We start from the raw sequence: 21,123 nt of genomic DNA, 5'->3' as shown, positions 1-21,123 counted from the left end.
TCCCGCTCAGTCCGCCGCCTTGGCGGGCCGGCTCATGGGACGGGCGTGAAGCGCGGCGAGAATCCGGGCGGATGCATCGCGCATCGAAAGCCGGACCTGATCGACACGGCCCTCGAAGAGGTTGAGAGCCGTGATCGCCGGAAGCGCCACGATAAGGCCGACAGCGGTGGTCAGAAGCGCCTGCCAGATGCCGCCCGACAGCAATGCCGGATCGACCTTGGAGCCGGATTCCTCAAGCTGCTGGAACGCCTCGATCATCCCGATGACCGTGCCCAGCAGGCCGAGCAAGGGCGAGATATTGCCGATCACTTCCAGCCAGCGGAAATGACGCTGCAAGGCCCCAAGTTCGACGGCCCCGACACGGGAAATCTCCGCCGCGACATCCTCGTCGCGCAGGTCGCCACGCGCCTTGGCGCGAACGCCGGCCGCCATGGCCCGCGACAGCGGGGTCTTGTATTTGGAGAGGATCGCGAGAGCCCCTTCCGGGTCGCCCGCCTCGACCTTGTCCACGGCCGGATCGACGAAATTGCGCCGCTTCAGATCCGAGCGCCAGAACTGCCAGAGCTTCAGCAGAATGACCGCGGCGGAAATAACCGACAGCACGATAAGGATGACGACGATGACGCCGCCCTTGTCCACCAGAGACGACAGGCTGTACCAGGGATCCGCGCCCCCTGCGGCAAGCGCATTGGCCGCACCGTGAATGGTCCCCGCCGCCTGATCGGCACCCGTGGCCGCAGCATCCGCACCACTATTGGCAGCCACCGTCGCGTCGGCAGCCGTCTGAGCAGCATCCGGCATCTGTACTCCTCCCTCATCCCTCCGGTCCCATCCCCCCGGCAGATTCTATGATAAACCCGCCATTTTGTCATTTCGGCGACCGGCTTTTAGTAATTAATCTTTACGAAATCATCGTTGACCGCTCCGGTCAAGCGCCACATTGTGGTTATGCGTCAAAATAAATTTACGCGCGATCGGTCTGCCTCCGGACCGCCGGTTACGCCATATTCGAAGAATGAAATAAGAGGGTAACCCAATGGCAGAAACCAAAAGGGACCGCGTAAAAACGGCGGTACCGGACGACACTGCCGATGAAATGTCCTCCACCTATTTCGCCCAGTTGCTGACCGCCGTGGGCGAGGAACTGGCAACGCGCTACGACGACGCAACCGGCCTGAACCGGAACCAGAACCGCATCCTGATCGCGCTCGTGGAGGAAGACGGCCTGACGCAGACCGAACTCGCAAACCTGCTCGCCATGCACAAAGTGTCGGTGGGCCTTCACATTGCGGAACTGGAAGCGATGAACCTCGTCACGCGCGAAGCGCATCCGACCGACGGCCGGGCCAAATGCATTCGCGTCACGCCCTTTCTGCGTATGCAAGCACCCCGCGCACGCGGCGCTTTCGACGACATCCACCGGATCGCGACTGAAGGCATCGCACCGGAAGACTATACGATCATGCTGAATTGCCTCGCCCGCATGCATGCCAATCTGGCCAAAGGGGACGACGAAAACGAAAGCCCCGCCACCATCATCGACAAAAGCGCCCTGGCGACCACATCCCCTGCAAACCGCAAGCATCGTAGCGCGTAGTAAAACGCACCCGCTTTGACCGCGACAGGCGCATAAACGAGTGATTTATAGAAATCTGGATCACACGCATCGGCCGAATAAGACACATTAATTTTTAGATTTCAGAAACCCGCATAGTACTAGTATTCGATATACACCGTTGCGGGAGGGGTCCGTCAGCAACGTCTGAGAGCCGCCACGGGCATCATAATCCCGGTCAGGTCACCCCATAGTCATGTTGAGAGAAACCTTCACGCGCAAAGAACTCGTCGACGCCCTTTTCAAGGGCGCGAGGGAAGCCGCCATCTTCGCGGATACGGACCGTCGCATCGTCAGTGTGAATCCGTCCACTCTCGAGATCTTCGGATATGAAGAGGACGAGCTCCTCGGCCAACCGACATCCATATTCTATGCCGACGAAACGCAGTTTCACGAGCAGGGAAAGCTGCGCTTCAACGACTCCGCGCGGGAAGGCACATCGAGCTATCGCGTCGACTACAAGCGCAAATCGGGCGAGATATTCCAGGGCGAAACGATTGCCGGTCCCGTGCGTGGGGAGGACGGCGAAGTTCTCGGCCACTTCGGTCTGATCAGGGATATGAGCGACGAGGCTCGCGTCGAGAAAAGCCTGCACGCGCTTTACGACATCTCGACGGACCAGCGGCGCACCATCGAACAGAAAATTCAGGCCATCCTGGAACTCGGTGCGCAGCATTTTTCGCTGGAGTTCGGCATCGTCGCGCGAGTCAAAGGCGACGAATACACAATAGAATATGCAACATCGCCCGACCGCAGCCTCGAACGGGGAAGCGTTTTCCAGCTGAACAACACCTATTGCATCCATACTTTGACCGCGAACGATGTCACGGCCTTCCACAATGCCGGGAACAGCAAAATCGCCCGCCATCCCTGCTATCGGGAATTCCAGCTCGAAACCTATATCGGCATACCGCTCACCGTAGACGGCAAGTTGTACGGCACCGTGAACTTCTCCAGCCCCACGACCAAGAGCGTGCCGTTCACGGCGCGGGACAAGGAGTTCATGCGTCAGTTCGAACAGTGGATTTCGAGCGAGCTGCAGAAAATGGCTGCCTATGAACGCCTTCTCCAGGCGCGCAGGGACGCAGACAGCGCCAACCAAACCAAATCCCGCTTTCTGGCCACCATGTCTCACGAGCTGCGCACGCCGATGACCGGCATCTTCGGCATGCTCGACATGCTGGGGACGACCAGCCTCACAGACGAGCAGAAGTCCTATCTGCGCCAGTCACGCCAGTGCGCCGATAACCTTCTGACGCTGCTCAACGACGTACTGGACCTGTCGAAGGTGGAAGCAGGCCGGCTGACGCTGGAAAGTATTCCGCTGCAGCCTCGCGAACTGGTCGACTCCATCGCGTCGACAAACCTGCCCGTGGCGCAGAAGAAAGGCGTCGCGATCCGTGTCGATTCCGACATCTCCCTGCCCGCCGTTCTGTGCGACCCCACAAGAATGCGGCAGGTGCTGACCAATCTCGTTTCCAACGCGATCAAATTCACCCGCGAGGGCTCGGTCACGCTGGGTTGCCACGCTGTCTCCACGGACGCCGACAGCGCGACGCTGCGCTTCGAGGTATCCGACACAGGCGTCGGAATCGCACCGGACAAGATCGACCACATTTTCGAAGCCTTCAGTCAGGCCGACAAGAATGTGACACGCCTCTATGGCGGCACCGGCCTCGGCCTTTCCATCTGCAAGCGACTCGTCGAGACAATGGGTGGTGAAATCGAGGTCGAAAGCGAACCCTATCGCGGGTCGACATTCCGCTTCGAGGTTCGATTTCCACTCGCATCCGGCGACACCGCAGCCGCGGGAAGAAAGCTTGCGGAACCCTATCCGGATGAAGAGATGTCCGACGGGCAGCGCATACTCGTGGCCGAGGATAATGAGGTCAACGGCATGCTGCTCGACGGCATGCTGAGCCGCATGGGCTACAACGTCACGCTGGTCGAAAATGGCGCGGAAGCCCTGAAGGCGGTCCAGAGCGCACATTTCGACGCCGCCGTCTTCGACATGAACATGCCGGTCATGGACGGTGTCGAGGCCACACAGCACATTCGCGCGTTGGGAACGGAAGCGGCGAAAATGCCCATCATCGCACTGACCGCCGATGCGATCCTGGAACGGCGCCAGCAATATCTCGATATTGGCCTCACCGAATTCCTGACCAAACCGATCAACTGGGCGGTCCTGCAAAAGGCGCTTCGCGATCACACGCAAAAAAAGACCAAACACGCGCCGGACGTGACGCCGATACCGTCCGAACTCACCCTCTTTGAGCGGGAACTACAAAACGTGCCCTTGCGCGAGAGTGCCCAGCTCGACGAACTGGAACACCGACTCGGCTCCGGAGCGCTCGGAACGCTCGTCATCTCGTCTTTCGAAGCCTTCGACTGCTTTGCCGACAAGCTGCGACGCGACCTGGCAGGAGGAAAGCCGGAGGAATCGCGGGCGACATTGCACTCGCTGAAGGGAACGGCGCTGAATTTCGGTGCTAAGAGACTGGGGATGCTCGCCGCCGAACTGCAGCGCCTGGTCGCCAATGAACCCGAGAAGGAAAAATTCGAAGGCCTCGTGACACGGCTCAAGCCGACGATCCAGGAAACCCGAAAGAATTTCGAGGAGCGCTACAAGGTGTCCTTGGAGGAAAAGCCGGAAAACCGCTTCCGGGCATGACCCCCGCGATCAGTCCTCGACCGAAAGCGCCCGGTAGGAGCCGCGGTGATAGACGAGCGGGTCGCCCTCCACGGCCCGATCGAAATGCAGCACACGGCCGACGAAAATGATGTGATCGCCCGCATCGTGCTTCGCATCGACCTCGCACTCGAAATGCGCAAGCGCCTGAACGAGGCGCGGACAACCGTTCACCCCGCCGATCGTCTCGACGCCTTCAAGGCTGTGGTCTCCCGGCTTGGCCAGCTTGTTGGACACCTCCATATGCGCGTCGCGCAGCACATTGACCGTGAAGGCCTTGCTCTTCTGGAAGATCTCCAGCGTGTCGGAATTCTTGTCCAGGCACCACAGGACGAGCGGCGGGTCGAGCGAGACGGACGAAAAGGAATTGATGGTGAGGCCGATAGGCTCTCCATCGGTGGCCGTGGTCACCACCGCCACACCAGTGGCGAAACATCCCAGCGCATCGCGGAATTTACGCTGATCCAGTACCGAACCTTCGGTCGCGCTCATGGGAAAATCCATCTCCGATATACTCCAGTCGCGGCCAGCTTGCGCACAAGGCGGCAGAAAACTGCCGGATATTCGGTTGTAGAAATGCCCTGAGAGGCGCGCAACCAACCATCGGCGCAAATCACCAATGCGTCGATGCAAAGCATTTTGGTTAAACCGCCTGTTAACAGGCCCTCCCCCAATATGTGGACGTGTGGCGCCGGATCGCAGAAAGCGACCGGGGGAAAAATATCAAGGAAGCATTTGGGCAATGCGGCTGATAGTCGGGCTTTTGGTAGTAGTCGTTAGCGTCTTTGGCGGTTATGCCGCGATGGGCGCCCACCTCGAAGTGCTGTTCCAGCCCTTCGAATTCGTCATCATTTTGGGTGCCGCGATCGGCGCTTTCGTGATTGGCAATCCGGGATCCGTGCTGAAATCCATGGGCTCGACCTTTGCCACGCTCGGACGCGGCTCTCGCTACACCAAGGACGCCTATCTGGAGCTTCTCGGCCTTCAGTACACGCTCTTCAAGCTCGCCAAGAGCAAGGGCAATCTGGCGCTGGAAGCCCATGTGGAAAACCCCGGCGACTCCTCGATTTTCGCTCAGTTTCCCGGCTTCGCAAACGATCATCACGCCGTCGAGTTCATGTGCGACTACCTGCGCATGATTACGCTGGGCACGGAAAATGCCTACGAACTCGAAGCGCTGATGGATGAGGAACTGGAAACCCATCATCAGGAACAGGAGCGCATGGTCAGCGCGCTCCAGGCGCTCGCCGACGGCACGCCGGCGCTGGGCATCGTCGCCGCGGTGCTGGGCGTCATCAAGACCATGGGCTCCATCGACCAGCCGCCGGAAGTGCTGGGCCACCTGATCGGCGGCGCGCTTGTCGGCACCTTCTTCGGCGTGTTCTGCGCCTATGGCTTCTTCGCCCCGATGGCGCAGTCCTTGCGCAACATCTACGAGGCGGAGGGCAAATATTATCTCTCCATGAAGGCCGGCCTTCTGGCGCATATGGCCGGCTACGCCCCCGCCGTCTCGATCGAATTCGCGCGCAAGGCGCTGATGTCCGATGTCCGTCCGACCTTTGCCGAGGTGGAAGCCTCCACCGCCACCCTTCAGGCAGCCTAAAACCCGAAAGGCGGACCCGACATGGCCGGCAACGAACAATCCATCATCATCAAAAAGGTCAAGAAGCAGGCGCATGCCCATCATGGCGGCGCCTGGAAGATCGCTTATGCCGACTTCGTGACCGCGATGATGGCCTTCTTCCTGCTGATGTGGCTGATCTCCATGACCACGCCGGAGCAGAAGCAGGGCCTTGCCGACTATTTCGCCCCGCCCAATGTCAGCCGGTCCACCTCCGGGTCCGGCGGCGTGATGGGCGGCACCGCCTTCGATTCGAACGGCGCCCGCATGCCCGGCTCCAAGCCGCAGGTCATGATGACGAAATCGACGCCGGCCGCGCCCAAAAGTCCCGACACGGACGATTTGCGCGCCGCCTCCGCCGGTCAGGGCACGAAGAACGGCGAAGAAAGCGCCCATTCCAGCGCGCAGGCCCAGCAGGCCAGCCTGAACCAGCAAAAGGTTCTGAACGCGCGTGAGGAACGCAGTTTCCAGAGCGCGGCCGAAAGCATCCGCCAGGCCATGCGCGAAAACCCCGACCTCGCCGAACTGTCACGCAACGTCATCATCGACGAGACGCCGGAAGGCCTGCGCATCCAGATCGTCGATCAGGACGGACGCTCCATGTTCCCGCCCGGCTATGCCGAACCCTATGAACGCACGCGCATGCTGCTGAAGACCGTCGCCAAGACGCTTCTGCGCCTGCCCAACCGGATCAGCATTTCCGGCCACACCGACGCGACGCCCTATCCCGGCAACAAGGGCTATTCGAACTGGGAGCTGACGGCCGACCGGGCCAATGCGGCGCGCCGCATTCTCGCCGCGGCGGGTGTCCCGCAGGACCGCATCTATCAGGTCGTCGGCAAGGCCGATTCCGAGCCGCTTTTCCCGGAAGATCCCTATCTGCCCGGCAATCGCCGCCTGTCGCTCGTGCTGCTGCGCGAAGCGCCCGTCGCCCCGCCCGGTTTCAAGCCGTAAGACCCCAATCCTTGAATGGGTTGTCGACGCACCCTATCTCACACAGGCCGATCACAGGTCTCGGGATGAGGGATGAATTTCGATAACGATGTTGCCAATGCCGCGCCGGTCTTCGACGGCGAGGAAACCGCCTGGCCCACGGGAAGTTTCGACGGCGTGGTTTTCCGACGCCTCGTGGCGCTTTTCGCCGATCTCCTGATTCTCGTCGTGCTGGTCAGCGCCTGCTACATCCTGCTGGCGATCTTCGGGATTCTGACGCTGGGGATCGCATGGCTGGCCTTCGGCCTCGTGCCGATCGTTCCCTTCCTCTATTTCGGCTATTATCTCGGTGGCCCGGCCTCCGCGACGCCCGGCATGTCCTGGCAGGGAATCGAGGTCAGGACGTGGAACGGACGCCGTCCCGGTTTCATACAAGGCGCGCTCCATGCCCTTGTCGCCTATGGGATTTTTGCGATCAGCAGCGTGGTGTTCTTCCTGACCCTGCTGATGCCCTTCTTCAACTCGCGCAAACGTTTCCTGCACGACTATCTGTGCGGAACAGTGGTTGTGCGCCGCCAAATCTGATAACGATTCACCTGTCGCCCCGGCGATACCACCGTCCGGTCATCGGGCGGTAAGCGGTGCCCGTTCTCCTTCCGGCGGACAGGAGGGCGGCTTGATCCCTCTCACAGATTTGCGCGCATGGAAGCTCTGACTCCCTTTGTCTGGCAAATGTGGGTTGTCTACGGCCTGATCGCCGGAGCGGTCGTGCTTTTCAGCATCGACAGGCTTCCGCTCGAAACATCGTCTCTGGCCGTCCTCGTCCTGTCGCTGATCTTCTTCTACTTCTTTCCCGTCGCCGGAGACGGCGGCGAAAACCTGCTTGGCGCGGGCGAACTGCTGGCCGGGTTCGCCAATCCCGCCCTGATTGCCGTGCTCGCCCTGCTGGTGGTCGGCCACGGCATGTTCCAGACCGGCGCGCTGGACGGCCCTGCCCGATTCATATCGGAGCGCGGCTCGAAAATACCGCGACTGACCATCGTGCTGACGCTGCTGCTGGTCGCCGTGGTGAGCGCCTTTCTGAACAATACGCCCGTCGTGGTGATGTTTATCCCCGTTCTGGCGACGATGGCGGGCAAGCTCGGTCAGCGCACCCCCAAGATCATGATGACGCTGAGCTTCGTCTCCATTCTCGGCGGCATGACGACGCTGATCGGTTCATCGACCAACCTGCTTGCCGCGGGTGTGGTGCATAGCTACGACCTGCCGCCCATCGGTATTTTCGATTTCACCGTGCCCGCGCTTTTTCTCGCCGGGATCGGCATGGTGTATTCCATCCTCATTGCGCCGCTCATGATGCCCGACCGGGGCGACCCCTCGACTGCGCTCGCCGGTCAGGAAGGCACCAGCGGCAAACAATATATCGCCCAGATCGAAGTAACGCCGGGCCACCCGCTGGTCGGCACCACCTCGCGCGCGGGTCTCTTCCCGCCGCTCAAGGACATGACCGTGCGCATGATCCAGCGCGGCGAACATCCCATCCTGCCGCCCTTCGAGGATGTGACCTTGCGCCCCGGCGACGTGGTCATCGTGGCGGCCACGCGCAACACGCTCACCGAGGCGCTGAAATCCGGCTCCAAGATGTTCGAGGGCATGCTGGAGGAAACCCTCGCAGATCGCGACGAGAACGACACGCCGCGGGGCAAGACGAGCGGCGAACTGACCGTCGCCGAAGCCGTGGTCGCGCCAGCCTCCCGCATGATCGGGCTGACCGTGGAGCAGATCGCCTTCCGCCATCAGACCGGCTGCATCGTGGTCGGCATTCAGCGCCGCAGCCGCATGATCCGTACCTTGCTGAACGGCATCAGGCTGGAAGCAGGCGACGTGCTGCTGCTGCTCGGCAAGCCGGAAGCGGTGCACGGCCTGCGGACCAATCGCGATGTGCTGCTGCTGGAATGGTCGGCGACCGAACTGCCGAACCCGGCGCTTGCGCGACGCGCGCTTGCCGTTTTCGGCGCGATGGTGCTGAGCGTCCTTGGCGGCGTGCTGCCCATCGAGATCGCCTCCGTCGCGGGCGCAGGCGCGATGGTGCTGACGGGCGTGCTCAACACGCGGCAGGCATCGCGCGCCATCGACCGGCGCATCTTCCTGCTGGTGGGCACCATGCTGGCGCTCGCGAGTGCGCTTCAGGTGACGGGCGGCGCTGAGGCGGCCGCCATGACGGTCGTCTCGCTCTTCAAGGACCAGGGACCGAGCGTCATGCTCTCCGCCTTTTTCCTCGTGACGGCCATCGCCACCAATATTCTGACCAACAATGCGACGGCGGTGCTCTTTACGCCCATTGCGATAAGCGCGGCAAACCAGCTCGGCGTCGATCCGATGATTTTCATCTATTGCGTGATCTTCGCCGCCAACTGCTCCTTCGCCACACCCATGGGGTATCAGACCAATTTGCTGGTCATGGGCCCCGGCCATTACGAGTTCCGGGATTTCCTGCGCGCGGGCGTCCCCCTCGTCATCCTGATCTGGCTGGCCTATTCTGTCTTTGCGCCCTGGTATTTCGGCCTCTGAGGCCAAACCGGCGGCCCCTGACAGGGACGAGGACAAATGAGGATCAGGTGAACGAACGAGCCGGCATACGCTATCCGCAGTTCTACATCACGACCGCGCAGCCCTGCCCCTATCTGCCCGGACGCTACGAGAAGAAGGTGTTCACCCATCTCCTCGGCGAAGATCCGGTCGCGCTCAACGACCTGCTGACCGAAGCCGGCTTCCGCCGCAGCCAGAACATCGCCTACCGGCCCGCCTGCGACGGCTGCGATGCCTGTGTCTCGGTCCGTGTGATCGTGGATGAATTCGCGCCGAGCCGGAATTTCCGCAAGCTGCTGAACCGCAACGCCGACATCACCGCGACGCCGCGCCCGGCCCGCGCCACGCAGGAGCAATTCGCCCTGCTGCGGACCTATCTCGATGCGCGCCATCCCGATGGCGGCATGGCCGATATGACGGCCATGGACTACACCTCCATGATCGAAGACACGACCATCGAGACCGACGTCATCGAATACCGTGTGGCGGACCCTGAAACGCCCGCAGCCGGCCCCGACGGCAAACCGCCATTGATCGCCGCGGCGCTGACCGACCGGCTGCATGACGGGCTCTCCATGGTCTACAGCTTCTATTCCCCCGCCGCGACGACACGGAGCCTGGGGAGCTGGATGGTGCTGGAACATATCGAACGCGCCAGACAGATGGGCCTGCCTTATGTCTATCTGGGCTATTGGATCGCCGATTGCCGCAAGATGGCCTACAAGACCCGCTTCCAGCCGCTGGAGGCCCTCACCCGCGACGGATGGCGGCGCTACGAAGATGCCTTCTGACGCGCCGGGCCGGATATCCGGGCCCCTTCTCATCGTCTTTTCCGGTCTGCCCGGCAGCGGCAAGACGACCATTGCCCGCGATCTGGCCCGCCGTCTGGGCGCCGTGCATCTGCGTATCGATACGATCGAGCAGACCATGGAGAATGCGGGCATCGACATGTCCAAGGTACCCGACAGCGGTTACCGCGTCGGCTATGCGCTGGCTAAGGACAATCTGCGGCTCGGGGCGCTCGTCGTGGCCGACAGCGTCAATCCGCTGCGCATCACCCGCGATGCCTGGCGCAAGACGGCAGACGCCGCAGGCGCTCCCGCCATCGACGTGGAAATCACCTGCTCCGACGCCGACGAACACCGCACCCGTGTGGAAGGCCGTATCACGGACATCGAGGGGCTCAGGCTGCCGGACTGGCAGAAGGTGCAGGCCCGCGAATATCACGACTGGCATATCGAGCGGATCGTGATCGATACGGCGGGCCGCAGCCCCGAAGCCTGCGTCGAGGAGCTGGCTCGCGGAATCGCTGCGAAAGCCTCGCAAAATTCGCCGAAATCAGCCATTTGAGCTCCCCATTGCACCCTCGCAGCGCGCGCCTATACTGGCCCGCGCGCAAGAACCCGGGCAACAAGGGCTGCGCAAGCCGTCCCGCTGCAAGGCCTGCGGGACGCGACCTGTTGGGGATTAGCATTCGGGGAGCCCATTGATGAAACGCCGCTCGTTTCTGACCGGCGCCGGCACAACCGCCGTCGCCGCTGCAACACTGCCTGCACCGGCCATCGCCTCGGGCAAGCGCACGCTGAAAATGGTGACGACATGGCCGCAGAATTTTCCGGGCATGGGGACATCCGCTGCGCGTCTCGCCAAGCGCATCACCGACATGACCGACGGCGCGCTGACGGTGAAAGTCTATGCTGCGGGTGAACTGGTGCCCGCGCTGGAAGCCTTCGACGCGGTCTCCGGCGGCGCTGCCGACATCTATCACGGCGCCGAATATTACTGGCAGGGCAAGTCCAAGGCCTTCAACTTCTTCACCGCCGTCCCCTTCGGCATGACGGCAAACGAGATCAATGCCTGGATCTATCATGGCGGCGGCCAGAAGCTCTGGGACGACCTCTCCGCTCAGTTCAACATCAAGGCTTTCGCGGCCTGTAATTCCGGCGTGCAGCTGGCGGGCTGGTACCGCAAGGAAATCAATTCGCTGGAAGACCTCAAGGGCCTGAAGATCCGTATGCCGGGTCTCGGCGGCGAAGTGATGCGCAAGCTGGGCGCGGCGGCGGTCACGATGGCGGGCAGCGAAATCTTCCCCAGCCTGCAAAGCGGCGCCATCGACGCGACCGAATGGGTCGGCCCCTGGAACGACATGTCCTTCGGCTTCTATCAAGTCGCCGACTATTATTACTGGCCGGGCTGGCACGAACCGGGCTCCTGCATGTCGGCGGGCTTCAACCTCACGGTCTGGAACTCGCTGACCAATTCGCAGAAGGAAGTCGTCAAGGCGGCCTGCATCGCGGAGAACTGTTACTCGCTCGCCGAATACAACCACTTCAACGGCCAGGCCCTGAAGACGCTGACCGAGAAGCACGGCGTGAAGCTGCGCGAGTTCTCGCCAGAGATCATGGCGGCGCTGAAAAAGGCATCCGCGGAAGTGCTGCAGGAGACAGCCGACTCCGACCCCTATGCCAAGAAAGTGTTCGAAAGCTTCAGCCAGTCGCTGGCCTTGTCGAAGGGATGGACCCGCATCGGCGAACAGGCCTTCGTGCAGGCGCGTGAAGACGCCTGAGCCGGAGGAATGACGCAATGAAGCAAGTGGCCGATGCTATCGATGGCCTCAACGAACGCATCGGCCGCGTGCTGTCCTGGCTCGCGGTCCTCATGGTGCTGACGCAGTTCGTCGTGGTGGTGATGCGTTACGTCTTCGGCCTCGGCTCGATCTGGACGCAGGAATCCATCGTCTATATGCACGCATCCATGTTCATGCTGCTGGCGGGCTATACGCTGCTCCACAATGCCCATGTGCGCGTGGACGTGATCTACCGGGAAGCCTCGCCCCGCTTCAAGGCGTCGGTGGATATGGCGGGCGTCCTGCTTTTTCTCTGGCCGGTCTGTTATCTCATCGTCACCGTGGCCTGGCCCTATGTGCGCACCTCATGGCTCGTTCACGAGGGCTCCAAGGAAACCAGCGGCATCCAGGCCGTCTTCCTGCTGAAAAGCGTGATCCCGGTCTTTGCCGTTTTGCTGGCGCTGCAGGGCCTCTCGACGCTCATCCATTCATTGCGTGTTCTCCGGGGGCTTGAACTGCCCGTGGAAGAAGACGAACAACATATCTGAGCACGCAAATGGCAATCAGCGAGTGGCTAGACATTCTGATGTTCGCCGTGGCCTGCGGCGCGCTGCTGTGCGGCTTTCCCGTCGCCTTCACGCTGGCGGGCGCGGCGCTGATCTTCGGCCTTCTCGGCATGTGGTTCGGCGTCTTCGATTTCGGCTTCATGGCTGTGCTGCCTCAGCGCATCTACGGCAACATGACGAACGAAGTGCTGATGGCGGTGCCGCTCTTCATCTTCATGGGCACCATGCTGGAGCGCTCCCGCGTGGCGGAGGAGCTGCTCGAGAACATGGCGCGGCTCTTCGGCAGCCTGCGCGGGGGCCTGGGCTTTTCCGTCTCCATCGTGGGCGCATTGCTCGCTGCCTCCACCGGGATCGTCGGCGCGACCGTGGTGACGATGGGGCTCCTCTCGCTCCCCACCATGGTACGGCGCGGCTACGACCCCTCGCTTGCCTGCGGCTCCATCGCAGCGGCCGGAACGCTCGGCCAGATCATCCCGCCCTCCATCGTGCTGGTGCTGCTGGGCGACACCATGTCCAACGCCTATGCAGATGCGCAGCGCGCGCAGGGCATTTTCGCGCTCGACACGATTTCGGTAGGCGATCTCTTTGCCGGCGCGATCATTCCCGGCCTGATGCTGGTCGGCTTCTACATCGCCTATCAGGCCTGGCGCGCCTATTCCGATCCGGCCTCCTCGCCCGCCATGCCGCCGGAAGACGACGTGACGCGCAAGGAACTCTACAGCCGCACGCTGCGCGCGCTGATCCCGCCGGTCACGCTCATCATTTCCGTGATGGGCTCGATCCTGGCCGGCATCGCGACGCCGACGGAAGCCGCGGCCGTGGGCGCGGTTGGCGCGATCCTGCTGGCGGGCGAGCGGCATGAACGCACACGGCGCGCCGTGCGCATTGCCGCGCTGGCGCTCGTCGCATTGCTGATCGAAACCTCCTTCATGGATTTGCGCACCTCGCGCAACAACATCGGCATGGTCGACATGATCGGCATCGCGGCGGCATTCGTGTTTTGCGCCGCCATCGCCTGGGGCCTGCTCGCAAGCCTTGTCCAGCTTGCCCGGCAGGGAACGCTTCAGGAAGTGTCGCAATCGACCGCGCGCGTCACCTCCATGGTGTTCATCATCCTGATCGGCGCGGCGCTCTTCAGCCTCGTCTTCCGCGGGCTGGGCGGCGACACAACGGTGGAGCACTTCCTGACCAATATGCCGGGCGGCGCCGTCGGCGCGATGATCACCGTCATGGCGATCATGTTCCTGCTCGGCTTCTTTCTCGATTTCATCGAGATCGTCTTCGTGGTCGTGCCGCTCGTCGCGCCGGTTCTGCTGCAAATGGGGATCGACCCCATCTGGCTCGGCATCATGATGGCCATCAACCTGCAGACGTCGTTCCTGACGCCGCCCTTCGGCTTTGCGCTCTTCTATCTGCGCGGCGTCGCCCCCGAAACGATCCGTACCGCCCAGATCTATCGCGGGGTCGTTCCCTTCGTGATGATCCAGATTTTCGCACTCATCGTGATCGCCCTCGTGCCGGGGCTCGCTACCTGGCTCCCCCATCTCATTTTCGGATAAAGGATCCCCATGTCCCCGGAAGATCAGCGCAGTTCGCTGCGGCGTACCGTCTCCCTCTCCTCCCTCGTCATGCTCTCGGTGGTCGGCGTCATCGCCTATTTCATCTACACCGGCAAGGTGGATATGGGCGATCCCGTCCGCATGGACGCAACCATCGAACAGACCGTTGACTATGCGGACAATCGAGGCCCGACGCTGAGCGCCGACGTGACCATCGTCAATGACAGCGACGAGACGCTGACCGTCCGGTCGGAAACGCAGTGCAAGATATTCCAGTGGTTCCTGCTCGATACGGATGGCGCGCTGATCGAGGCGCAGCTTCCCGATGCGAATTGCGCCGACGTGCCCGCGACGAATTTCATCGAACCCCATCACAAGATGACGGACAAGTTCACGCTCGAACTGGACCGGCGCCGCGTCCAGCCCGGCGACTATGTGCTCTTTATCCGCTACTGGGGCTATGAAGGCCGCCAACAGGTGACGATCGAGTAATCGACAAAAAAGCCCCGGCATATTTTTGCCGGGGCTTTTTCCTTTGCACCGTCACCCGGTGCGCCGTTCCGATCAGAAGCGGATATTATATCCTGCGCGAACGATCTCGCCCTTGGTATGGGGATTGAACGCCGCCGTGCTGAGCGTCGCATCGGCTTCAAGCTCGTAATGCAGATATTCGAGCTTGGCGCTGGACTTATCGCCGAACGTGGTCTCGACACCGCCACCAAGAACCCAGCCCGTGCCGGTATTGAAGTCTTCGCCGCCGCCCGCGGACTTGTAGTTCAGCCCGCCGATTGCGATGCCGCCCGTCCCGTAAACCAGCAAACCCTGGTCCACGCTGCCGAGGTCATAGCCAAGCCGGCCACGGAACGTGCCGAAATATTCCATCTTGGTTTCGCATCCGCCGCCAAGGCTGCAAGCGCTCTGCTCGCCGGAAATATCCGCCCACGCAATATCGGCTTCCGCGCCGAACACCCAGGACCCGGTATCCCCGTTGAAGCCCGCGGTCCCGCCCAGCAACATGCCGTCGCTGTCGAACGACACATTGCTTGCCGCCCAATCGTCCTTGGACCAGCCATAGCCGCCCTGCAGGCCGAGATATAAGCCCGACCAGTTGTAGCTGGGTTCGGGACCGAACGTGTTGTCTTCGGCGCTCGCCGGACCGGCAAGAACCGCGAATGCAAACGCCGCCGCGCCTGCCATCAGAAGCGTTTTCATCTGCTCCTGCACTCCTTCAAATGACTGTCATCGGCCCCCCGACGCACATTCCTACCGCCTGGGCGGGGATACGCGTAGAAAGGCGGGTCACGCATTTACGGAAAGAACGACATTCGCAGCCGCAAGATGCAGCGAAACAACGCTTTTCGATAGCTGGCTCACATCACGCCGAGCCGAAGCCGCCGCCGAAATTGTGCCCAACCGGGAATCCCTTGGGCGGCAGGCGGCCCGCCTGTGCGCGCTGGCCGAGCCAGTCCTTGAGCGAATCGAAAGTGCGCGCCCGGTTGGACCGGTCATAGGCGATAAGGCCCTGCTTCAGCGTGAAGGTCTTTACATCGCCAAGGCCGCCATCCTTGTAGCGCTGCAGGCGTACGCCCTTGCCGCGCGTCATCTCGTTCAGCTCGTTCAGCGGAAAACAGAGAAGCTTCCGGTTCTCGCCGATCACCGCCACATAATCGCCCGACACAACGGCGCAGACCACTGCCTCGTCCTGACCTGAGACGTTGAGAACCTGCTTGCCCGCGCGGCGCATCGCCACGATTTCGGCTTCCGGCACGACGAAGCCATAGCCTTCGCGCGAGGCGACCAGGAGCTTGCGTTCCGGTTCGTGCACGAAGAGCTGAACGATGTCGTGACTTTCATCGAGATCGATCAGCAGACGGATCGGTTCGCCATGACCGCGCCCGCCCGGCAGCTTGTCCGCGCCCAGCGTATAGAACCGTCCATTGGTCGCAAAGATGACGACCTTGTCGGTGGTGTGCGCATGAAGGCGGAACTTCTCGTCATCGCCTTCCTTGAACTTGATTTCGGTATCGTCGGCAAGATGGCCCTTCAACGCCCTGATCCAGCCCTTGTTCGAGCAGACCACGGTAATCGGCTCGCGCTCGATCATCGCTTCGAGCGGCACCTCCTCGATTTGCGGCACATCGGAGAATTGCGAACGACGGCGGCCGAGATCGGTCTTGGGACCGAAGGTCGTCTTCAGCGACTTGATTTCGTCGCCGATCCTGTCCCACTGCGCCTTTTCCGATTTCATCAGCGTCTTCAGCTTCTTCTGCTCGTCGCTGAGAGAATTGTGCTCGGTCCTGATCTCCATTTCCTCAAGCTTGCGCAGGGACCGCAGGCGCATGTTGAGGATGGCTTCCGCCTGATTGTCGGTGAGCTTGAAGGTCTTGATGAGCTGCTTCTTGGGCTCGTCCTCCTCGCGGATGATGCGGATCACCTCGTCGAGATTGAGATAGGCAATCAGATAGCCGTCCAGCACCTCCAGCCGTTTTTCGATCTTGTCGAGGCGGAAATTGGTGCGGCGGACCAGCACTTCCTTGCGGTGTTCGAGCCAGGCGCGAAGGGCCTCGCGCAAATTCATCACGCCGGGCACCTGTCCCGCCGACAGCACGTTGAGGTTGAGCGGGAAACGGCTTTCCAGATCGCTCGCCTTGAAGAGCGACTCCATCAGATGTTCCGGATCGACCGTCTTGCTCCGCGGCACCAGCACGAGGCGGATTTCCTCCGCCGACTCATCCCTGACATCTTCGAGCAGCGGCAGTTTGCGCGCCGTCAGAAGCTCGGCGAGTTTTTCCACCAGCTTAGACTTCTGGACCATATAGGGGATTTCGGTGACGACGATCTGCCACAACCCGCGCGGCAGCTCTTCCTTCTCCCACTTCGCGCGCACGCGGAACCCGCCCCGGCCCGTCGCATAGGCTTCGGCAATAGATTCCTTGGACTCAACGATCACCCCGCCGGTCGGGAAATCCGGTCCAGGCACAAGCTCGACGAGCTTTGCCGCAGAGGCATTCGGATGCTTGATGAGATGCAGCGCCGCATCGCAAAGCTCGGCGACATTGTGCGGCGGTATGCTGGTCGCCATGCCGACCGCGATGCCTGCCGCGCCATTGGCAAGAAGCTGCGGGAAGGCGCCCGGCAGAACGATAGGTTCGCTGTCCTCGCCGTCATAGGTGTCGCGGAAATCGACCGTATCCTCGTCGATCCCGTCCAGCAGCAGCGCCGCGACCTCCGTCATCCGCGCTTCGGTGTATCGCATGGCGGCGGCGTTATCGCCGTCCACATTGCCGAAATTGCCCTGCCCGTCCACCAGCGGATAGCGCACGGAAAAATCCTGCGCGAGACGCACCAGCGCGTCATAGACCGACTGGTCGCCATGCGGGTGGTACCGGCCGATTACGTCGCCGACCACGCGGGCGCATTTCTTGAAACCGGAGCCAGGATCGAGCTTGAGCTGCCGCATCGCATAGAGCACGCGGCGATGCACCGGCTTCAGCCCGTCGCGCACATCCGGCAGCGCGCGGTGCATGATGGTGGAGAGCGCATAGGCAAGGTATCGCTCCTCCAGCGCTTCGCGCAGATTGACGTCATGCTCGGGTTCGGGGGGCGGCGCAACTTTGGCCATCGGGGGTACTCTCGATCCTGGGATTGAAGGCGGATTATATCAACGATTCGGCGTAGTCTCTGCCTCGGCGCGCTTTGCAACGCGCTCGGCGAGGCGGATGCGGGCGTCCGGCAGGTGCCGGTCATGCGGCGCGAAGAGATGGCGCTCCAGAAAGTGCCCTGTCACGCGCAATCCCTCGGCCACATCGGCGAGCCCGGCATCGCCCGCCTGGACGCCGATCATGAAACCGGGAAGCCTGAACAGCCGGTCCTTATAGGGCTCGCCCGCCTCGCGGCTGACCGCGCCGCCGCTTTTCGGCGAGATATAGACGAGGTCGTCCCTGCTGCCCGTGGCCGCGCAGCGCGACAGATCGAGACCGAAGCCCAGCTCCTGCAGCAGCCCCTGCTCCCAGCGCACGAAAATGGCCGGCCAGATGTCCTCGTCTTCCATCGTGTCGAGCAGCAGCTCATAGGCCTCGAACAGCGCCGGATGCTCCTCCCGCTCCGGGATGATGCCCGCCATCGTACTGGCCGCGCTCAAGCCCGTCAGCGCGAAGGGATCTTCCATCAGCGTGGCAGCGCGCGGTTTCAGCGGCTCGACGGTAAAGGTCCCCAGATGATCGGCCAGCCGCGCACGCCAATGCACCGCGAGACTGTTGCCCGGCTGCAAGAGACCGCGCAGGCGCCGTGAGGCCCCACCCCGGACAAGTCCCAGATGACGGCCATGCTCGCGCGTAAAGACTTCCAGGATCGCGCCAGACTCGCCATAGGTTCTGGCGGAGAGAACGATCCCCTCATCACGCCATTCCATGGCGGCCCCGCTTTGCGGTTCTTTCGCTCATCGCACGAATATAGCGCGGACCGGCCCTTCGCGCTCAACCCGTCGGGAAATCGAGCCCCATGGCTCCGAAGCGTTCACGGTCATTGCCCCAGTTCTCGCGCACTTTCACGAACAGAAAGAGATGGACCTTGGTCTCCAGCAGTTCCTGCATCTCTTCGCGGGCGAGCTGGCCGATGGTCTTGATGCTCTGCCCGCCCTTGCCCAGCACGATCTTCTTCTGGCTGTCGCGCTCGACATAGATCACCTGCTGGATACGGATGGACCCGTCCTTCTTCTCTTCCCAGCTTTCGGTTTCCACGGTCAGCGCATAGGGCAGCTCGTCATGCAGGCGCAGATAGGCTTTCTCGCGCGTGATCTCCGCGGCAAGCGAGCGCATCGGCACATCCGCGATCTGGTCTTCCGGATAGAGCCACGGCCCCTCCGGCATCAACGCAGCCACATGGCGGCGAAGATCGCCGACGCCGTCGCCCGTCAGGGCGGAGATCATGAAGATCTCGCTGAAGAGACCGGTCTCGTTCAGCTCCTGCGCCATCTCCAGCAGCTTGGCATGCGGCACGCCGTCGATCTTGTTGAGCGCCAGAAGCACCTTGCGTTGGGAGTCTTCCAGCGACTTCAGGATCGCCCGGACTTCTTCCGTGATGCCTTTCTGGATATCGATCAGCAGCAATACCTGATCGGAATCCTTCGCGCCCCCCCAGGCCGCATCCACCATGGCCCGGTCGAGACGGCGCTTCGGCTTGAAGATACCCGGCGTATCCACGAACACGATCTGCGCATTGCCTTCGATGGCGATCCCGCGAATGCGAGCGCGCGTCGTCTGCACCTTATGCGTGACGATGGCGACCTTGGAGCCGACAAGCTGGTTCAGGAGCGTCGACTTGCCCGCATTGGGCGCGCCGATAATGGCGACGAAGCCCGCGCGGGTGCCGCCTGCCTCAGTTTCACTCATGAGTTTTCCACTCGCCAATACCGATCAACATGGCTTCCGCCGCATTCTGTTCCGCCTGTCTCTTGCTGGTTCCGGTCGCCCGGATCGGCTCCACGCCGCTGATACTTACTTCCATGGTGAAGACCGGCGCATGTGGCGGTCCTTCCCGTTCGATTTCCTGATAGCGCGGCAGCCCCGCGCCCTTCGCCTGCGCCCATTCCTGCAACGCCGTCTTGGCATCGGGCCGGGCATGTTCCGGCAAGCTCGCCATATCCTCCCAATGGGTGCGGATGAACCGCCTGGCAGCTTCGTATCCGCCATCGAGATAGATCGCCGCGATGACCGCTTCGCAGGCATCGCCCAGTATAGCGAGTTTCTTGCGCCCGCCGCCTCGCTGTTCGCTGGTCCCCAGCAGGAGATGCGACCCGAGATCGACCGCTTCGGCCACTTCCGCGCAGGCCTCCTTGCGCACCAGCGCATTGAGGCGCATGGCCAGCTCGCCCTCTTCGGCTTGCGGAAAATCCTCCATCAGCCATTCGGCCATCACAAGGCCCAGGACACGGTCGCCCAGAAATTCGAGCCGCTGGTTCGTCTGCTCCACAATCCCCGCATCCAGCGCGGAGGAATGGCTGAGCGCATGCCGCAGGCGGCCTGTGTCCTCGAACTTGTACCCGAGGCTTTCCTCAAGCTGGGCGAGGTTCTTTTTCCCCGCCTTCTTCGTCATCTGCTGCTCCGTTCAAGTGGACTGAAAATCCACCCGGCCGACCTGCCCAGTCGACCCATTAGCCTAGTCGACCCATTGGCCGATGCGATCCCACCGGATCGCCGAGGGCCACCGCCAGAATTGCCAGAAATGGGCGCTGCCATCGCTGGAGAAGAAAATGATCTCGGCCTTGCCGATCAGATTTTCCGCCGGCACATAGCCAACCACATTGGGCACGCGACTGTCGCTGGAATTGTCGCGGTTGTCGCCCATCATGAAATAATGGCCCGGCGGCACGGTATAGACGCCGGTATTGTCGGTCACGCTGTCGCGGACCAGATCGAGCGTCATATAGGACTTCCCGTTGGGAAGCGTCTCCTTGTATTGCGGAATACGACGGACGCCGCCAAAGGAATCGCGCTCCACGAAATCCTCCACCCGCACCTTGGGCACGGCCTTGCCGTTGAGGTAGAGAACGCCGTCGATCATCTGGATCTTGTCGCCGGGCAGCCCGATCACGCGCTTGATGAAGTCGGTCCGGTTATCCGTGGGGACCTTGAAGACGGCCACATCGCCGCGCCGGGGCTGGGCGCCGAACACGCGGCCCGAAAAGATCGGCGGGCTGAAAGGCAGCGAGTGGTGCGAATAGCCATAGCTGTACTTCGCCACGAAAAGATAGTCGCCGATCAGCAGCGTCGGGATCATCGAGCCCGAGGGGATATTGAAGGGCTGAAACAGAAAGGCGCGGATGAAGAGCGCAATCAGCAGCGCATAGCCGACAGTCTTCAGATTGTCGATCCAACCTGCGCTATGCGCATTCTTCACATTCTCAGACATGGATATTTTCCAACTCCTGCCACCGGGATACTCGGGAAGCCCGCTCCCGCCGGGGCGATCACATTCGCGGGGA

At 62.0% G+C, this 21,123-nt stretch carries 20 protein-coding genes; 12 read left to right on the top strand and 8 right to left on the bottom strand.

What is annotated here, in order from left to right; translation table 11 throughout:
* Positions 1–6 precede the first annotated feature (6 nt).
* Positions 7–801 (bottom strand): MotA/TolQ/ExbB proton channel family protein, encoded by a 795-nt coding sequence (locus ACSSVQ_RS00785; protein ID WP_454180426.1) that lies wholly within the window; start codon positions 799–801, stop codon positions 7–9.
* A 235-nt stretch (positions 802–1,036) separates the two neighbouring features.
* Between ACSSVQ_RS00785 and ACSSVQ_RS00780 the strand changes: the two genes are divergently transcribed.
* Together ACSSVQ_RS00780 and ACSSVQ_RS00775 are read left to right on the top strand one after the other, a co-directional pair.
* Positions 1,037–1,597, top strand: coding sequence for a MarR family winged helix-turn-helix transcriptional regulator (locus tag ACSSVQ_RS00780; protein ID WP_454180425.1), 561 nt, complete (start codon positions 1,037–1,039; stop codon positions 1,595–1,597).
* A 214-nt stretch (positions 1,598–1,811) separates the two neighbouring features.
* Positions 1,812–4,289 carry an ATP-binding protein gene (locus tag ACSSVQ_RS00775; protein WP_454180424.1) on the top strand — a complete coding sequence of 826 codons (2,478 nt, stop codon included), beginning with the start codon at positions 1,812–1,814 and terminating at the stop codon, positions 4,287–4,289.
* Positions 4,290–4,298: 9 nt separating this feature from the next.
* Here ACSSVQ_RS00775 and ACSSVQ_RS00770 read toward each other — a convergent pair whose 3' ends face one another.
* Positions 4,299–4,799 carry a flavin reductase family protein gene (locus ACSSVQ_RS00770; RefSeq protein ID WP_293327017.1) on the bottom strand — a complete coding sequence of 167 codons (501 nt, stop codon included), beginning with the start codon at positions 4,797–4,799 and terminating at the stop codon, positions 4,299–4,301.
* Between the two features lie 250 nt (positions 4,800–5,049).
* Here ACSSVQ_RS00770 and motA point away from each other — a divergent pair, with 250 nt between their 5' ends.
* From motA to ACSSVQ_RS00720, 10 genes are all read left to right on the top strand, one after another.
* On the top strand, positions 5,050–5,910 hold the full coding sequence (gene motA / locus ACSSVQ_RS00765; protein WP_454180423.1) for a flagellar motor stator protein MotA: 861 nt from the start codon (positions 5,050–5,052) through the stop codon (positions 5,908–5,910).
* 21 nt (positions 5,911–5,931) lie between these two features.
* On the top strand, positions 5,932–6,882 hold the full coding sequence (locus ACSSVQ_RS00760; protein WP_454180422.1) for a flagellar motor protein MotB: 951 nt from the start codon (positions 5,932–5,934) through the stop codon (positions 6,880–6,882).
* 72 nt (positions 6,883–6,954) lie between these two features.
* Positions 6,955–7,446 carry an RDD family protein gene (locus ACSSVQ_RS00755; RefSeq protein WP_454180421.1) on the top strand — a complete coding sequence of 164 codons (492 nt, stop codon included), beginning with the start codon at positions 6,955–6,957 and terminating at the stop codon, positions 7,444–7,446.
* A gap of 117 nt (positions 7,447–7,563) precedes the next feature.
* Entirely contained in the window at positions 7,564–9,432 is a 1,869-nt protein-coding gene (locus ACSSVQ_RS00750; protein ID WP_454180420.1) for an SLC13 family permease, read from the top strand.
* A gap of 47 nt (positions 9,433–9,479) precedes the next feature.
* The gene (locus ACSSVQ_RS00745) at positions 9,480–10,241 is read left to right on the top strand and encodes an arginyltransferase (RefSeq protein ID WP_454180419.1); all 762 of its coding nucleotides are present in this window, start codon (positions 9,480–9,482) and stop codon (positions 10,239–10,241) included.
* Entirely contained in the window at positions 10,231–10,800 is a 570-nt protein-coding gene (locus ACSSVQ_RS00740) for an AAA family ATPase (protein ID WP_454180418.1), read from the top strand. Before ACSSVQ_RS00745 ends, ACSSVQ_RS00740 begins: the two co-directional genes overlap by 11 nt.
* A 139-nt stretch (positions 10,801–10,939) precedes the next feature.
* Positions 10,940–12,016, top strand: coding sequence for a TRAP transporter substrate-binding protein (locus ACSSVQ_RS00735; protein ID WP_339614002.1), 1,077 nt, complete (start codon positions 10,940–10,942; stop codon positions 12,014–12,016).
* 17 nt (positions 12,017–12,033) lie between these two features.
* The gene (locus tag ACSSVQ_RS00730) at positions 12,034–12,564 is read left to right on the top strand and encodes a TRAP transporter small permease subunit (protein ID WP_454180417.1); all 531 of its coding nucleotides are present in this window, start codon (positions 12,034–12,036) and stop codon (positions 12,562–12,564) included.
* A gap of 8 nt (positions 12,565–12,572) precedes the next feature.
* Positions 12,573–14,141 (top strand): TRAP transporter large permease, encoded by a 1,569-nt coding sequence (locus tag ACSSVQ_RS00725; protein ID WP_454180416.1) that lies wholly within the window; start codon positions 12,573–12,575, stop codon positions 14,139–14,141.
* A 9-nt stretch (positions 14,142–14,150) separates the two neighbouring features.
* On the top strand, positions 14,151–14,633 hold the full coding sequence (locus tag ACSSVQ_RS00720; RefSeq protein WP_454180415.1) for a hypothetical protein: 483 nt from the start codon (positions 14,151–14,153) through the stop codon (positions 14,631–14,633).
* A 72-nt stretch (positions 14,634–14,705) separates the two neighbouring features.
* Here the strand turns inward: ACSSVQ_RS00720 and ACSSVQ_RS00715 are convergent, their stop codons facing one another.
* The 6 genes from ACSSVQ_RS00715 to lepB all read right to left on the bottom strand — a co-directional run bounded on the left by ACSSVQ_RS00715 (position 14,706) and on the right by lepB (position 21,050).
* Complete coding sequence (locus tag ACSSVQ_RS00715) at positions 14,706–15,353, bottom strand: outer membrane protein (RefSeq protein ID WP_454180414.1); 648 nt, start codon at positions 15,351–15,353, stop codon at positions 14,706–14,708.
* A 163-nt stretch (positions 15,354–15,516) separates the two neighbouring features.
* Complete coding sequence (parC, locus tag ACSSVQ_RS00710; protein WP_454180413.1) at positions 15,517–17,763, bottom strand: DNA topoisomerase IV subunit A; 2,247 nt, start codon at positions 17,761–17,763, stop codon at positions 15,517–15,519.
* Positions 17,764–17,802: 39 nt separating this feature from the next.
* Positions 17,803–18,552 (bottom strand): DNA repair protein RecO, encoded by a 750-nt coding sequence (gene recO / locus ACSSVQ_RS00705; protein ID WP_454180412.1) that lies wholly within the window; start codon positions 18,550–18,552, stop codon positions 17,803–17,805.
* A gap of 64 nt (positions 18,553–18,616) precedes the next feature.
* Complete coding sequence (gene era / locus ACSSVQ_RS00700) at positions 18,617–19,531, bottom strand: GTPase Era (RefSeq protein ID WP_454180411.1); 915 nt, start codon at positions 19,529–19,531, stop codon at positions 18,617–18,619.
* The gene (gene rnc, locus ACSSVQ_RS00695) at positions 19,524–20,234 is read right to left on the bottom strand and encodes a ribonuclease III (RefSeq protein WP_293329304.1); all 711 of its coding nucleotides are present in this window, start codon (positions 20,232–20,234) and stop codon (positions 19,524–19,526) included. Before rnc ends, era begins: the two co-directional genes overlap by 8 nt.
* Before the next feature lie 63 nt (positions 20,235–20,297).
* Positions 20,298–21,050: a signal peptidase I gene (lepB, locus tag ACSSVQ_RS00690; protein WP_293329303.1), complete on the bottom strand. Its 753-nt coding sequence runs from the start codon at positions 21,048–21,050 to the stop codon at positions 20,298–20,300.
* Positions 21,051–21,123 lie beyond the last annotated feature (73 nt).

The organism is Parvibaculum sp. MBR-TMA-1.3b-4.2, assembly GCF_053628815.1.
This window is presented reverse-complemented; position numbering and strand designations above follow the sequence as displayed.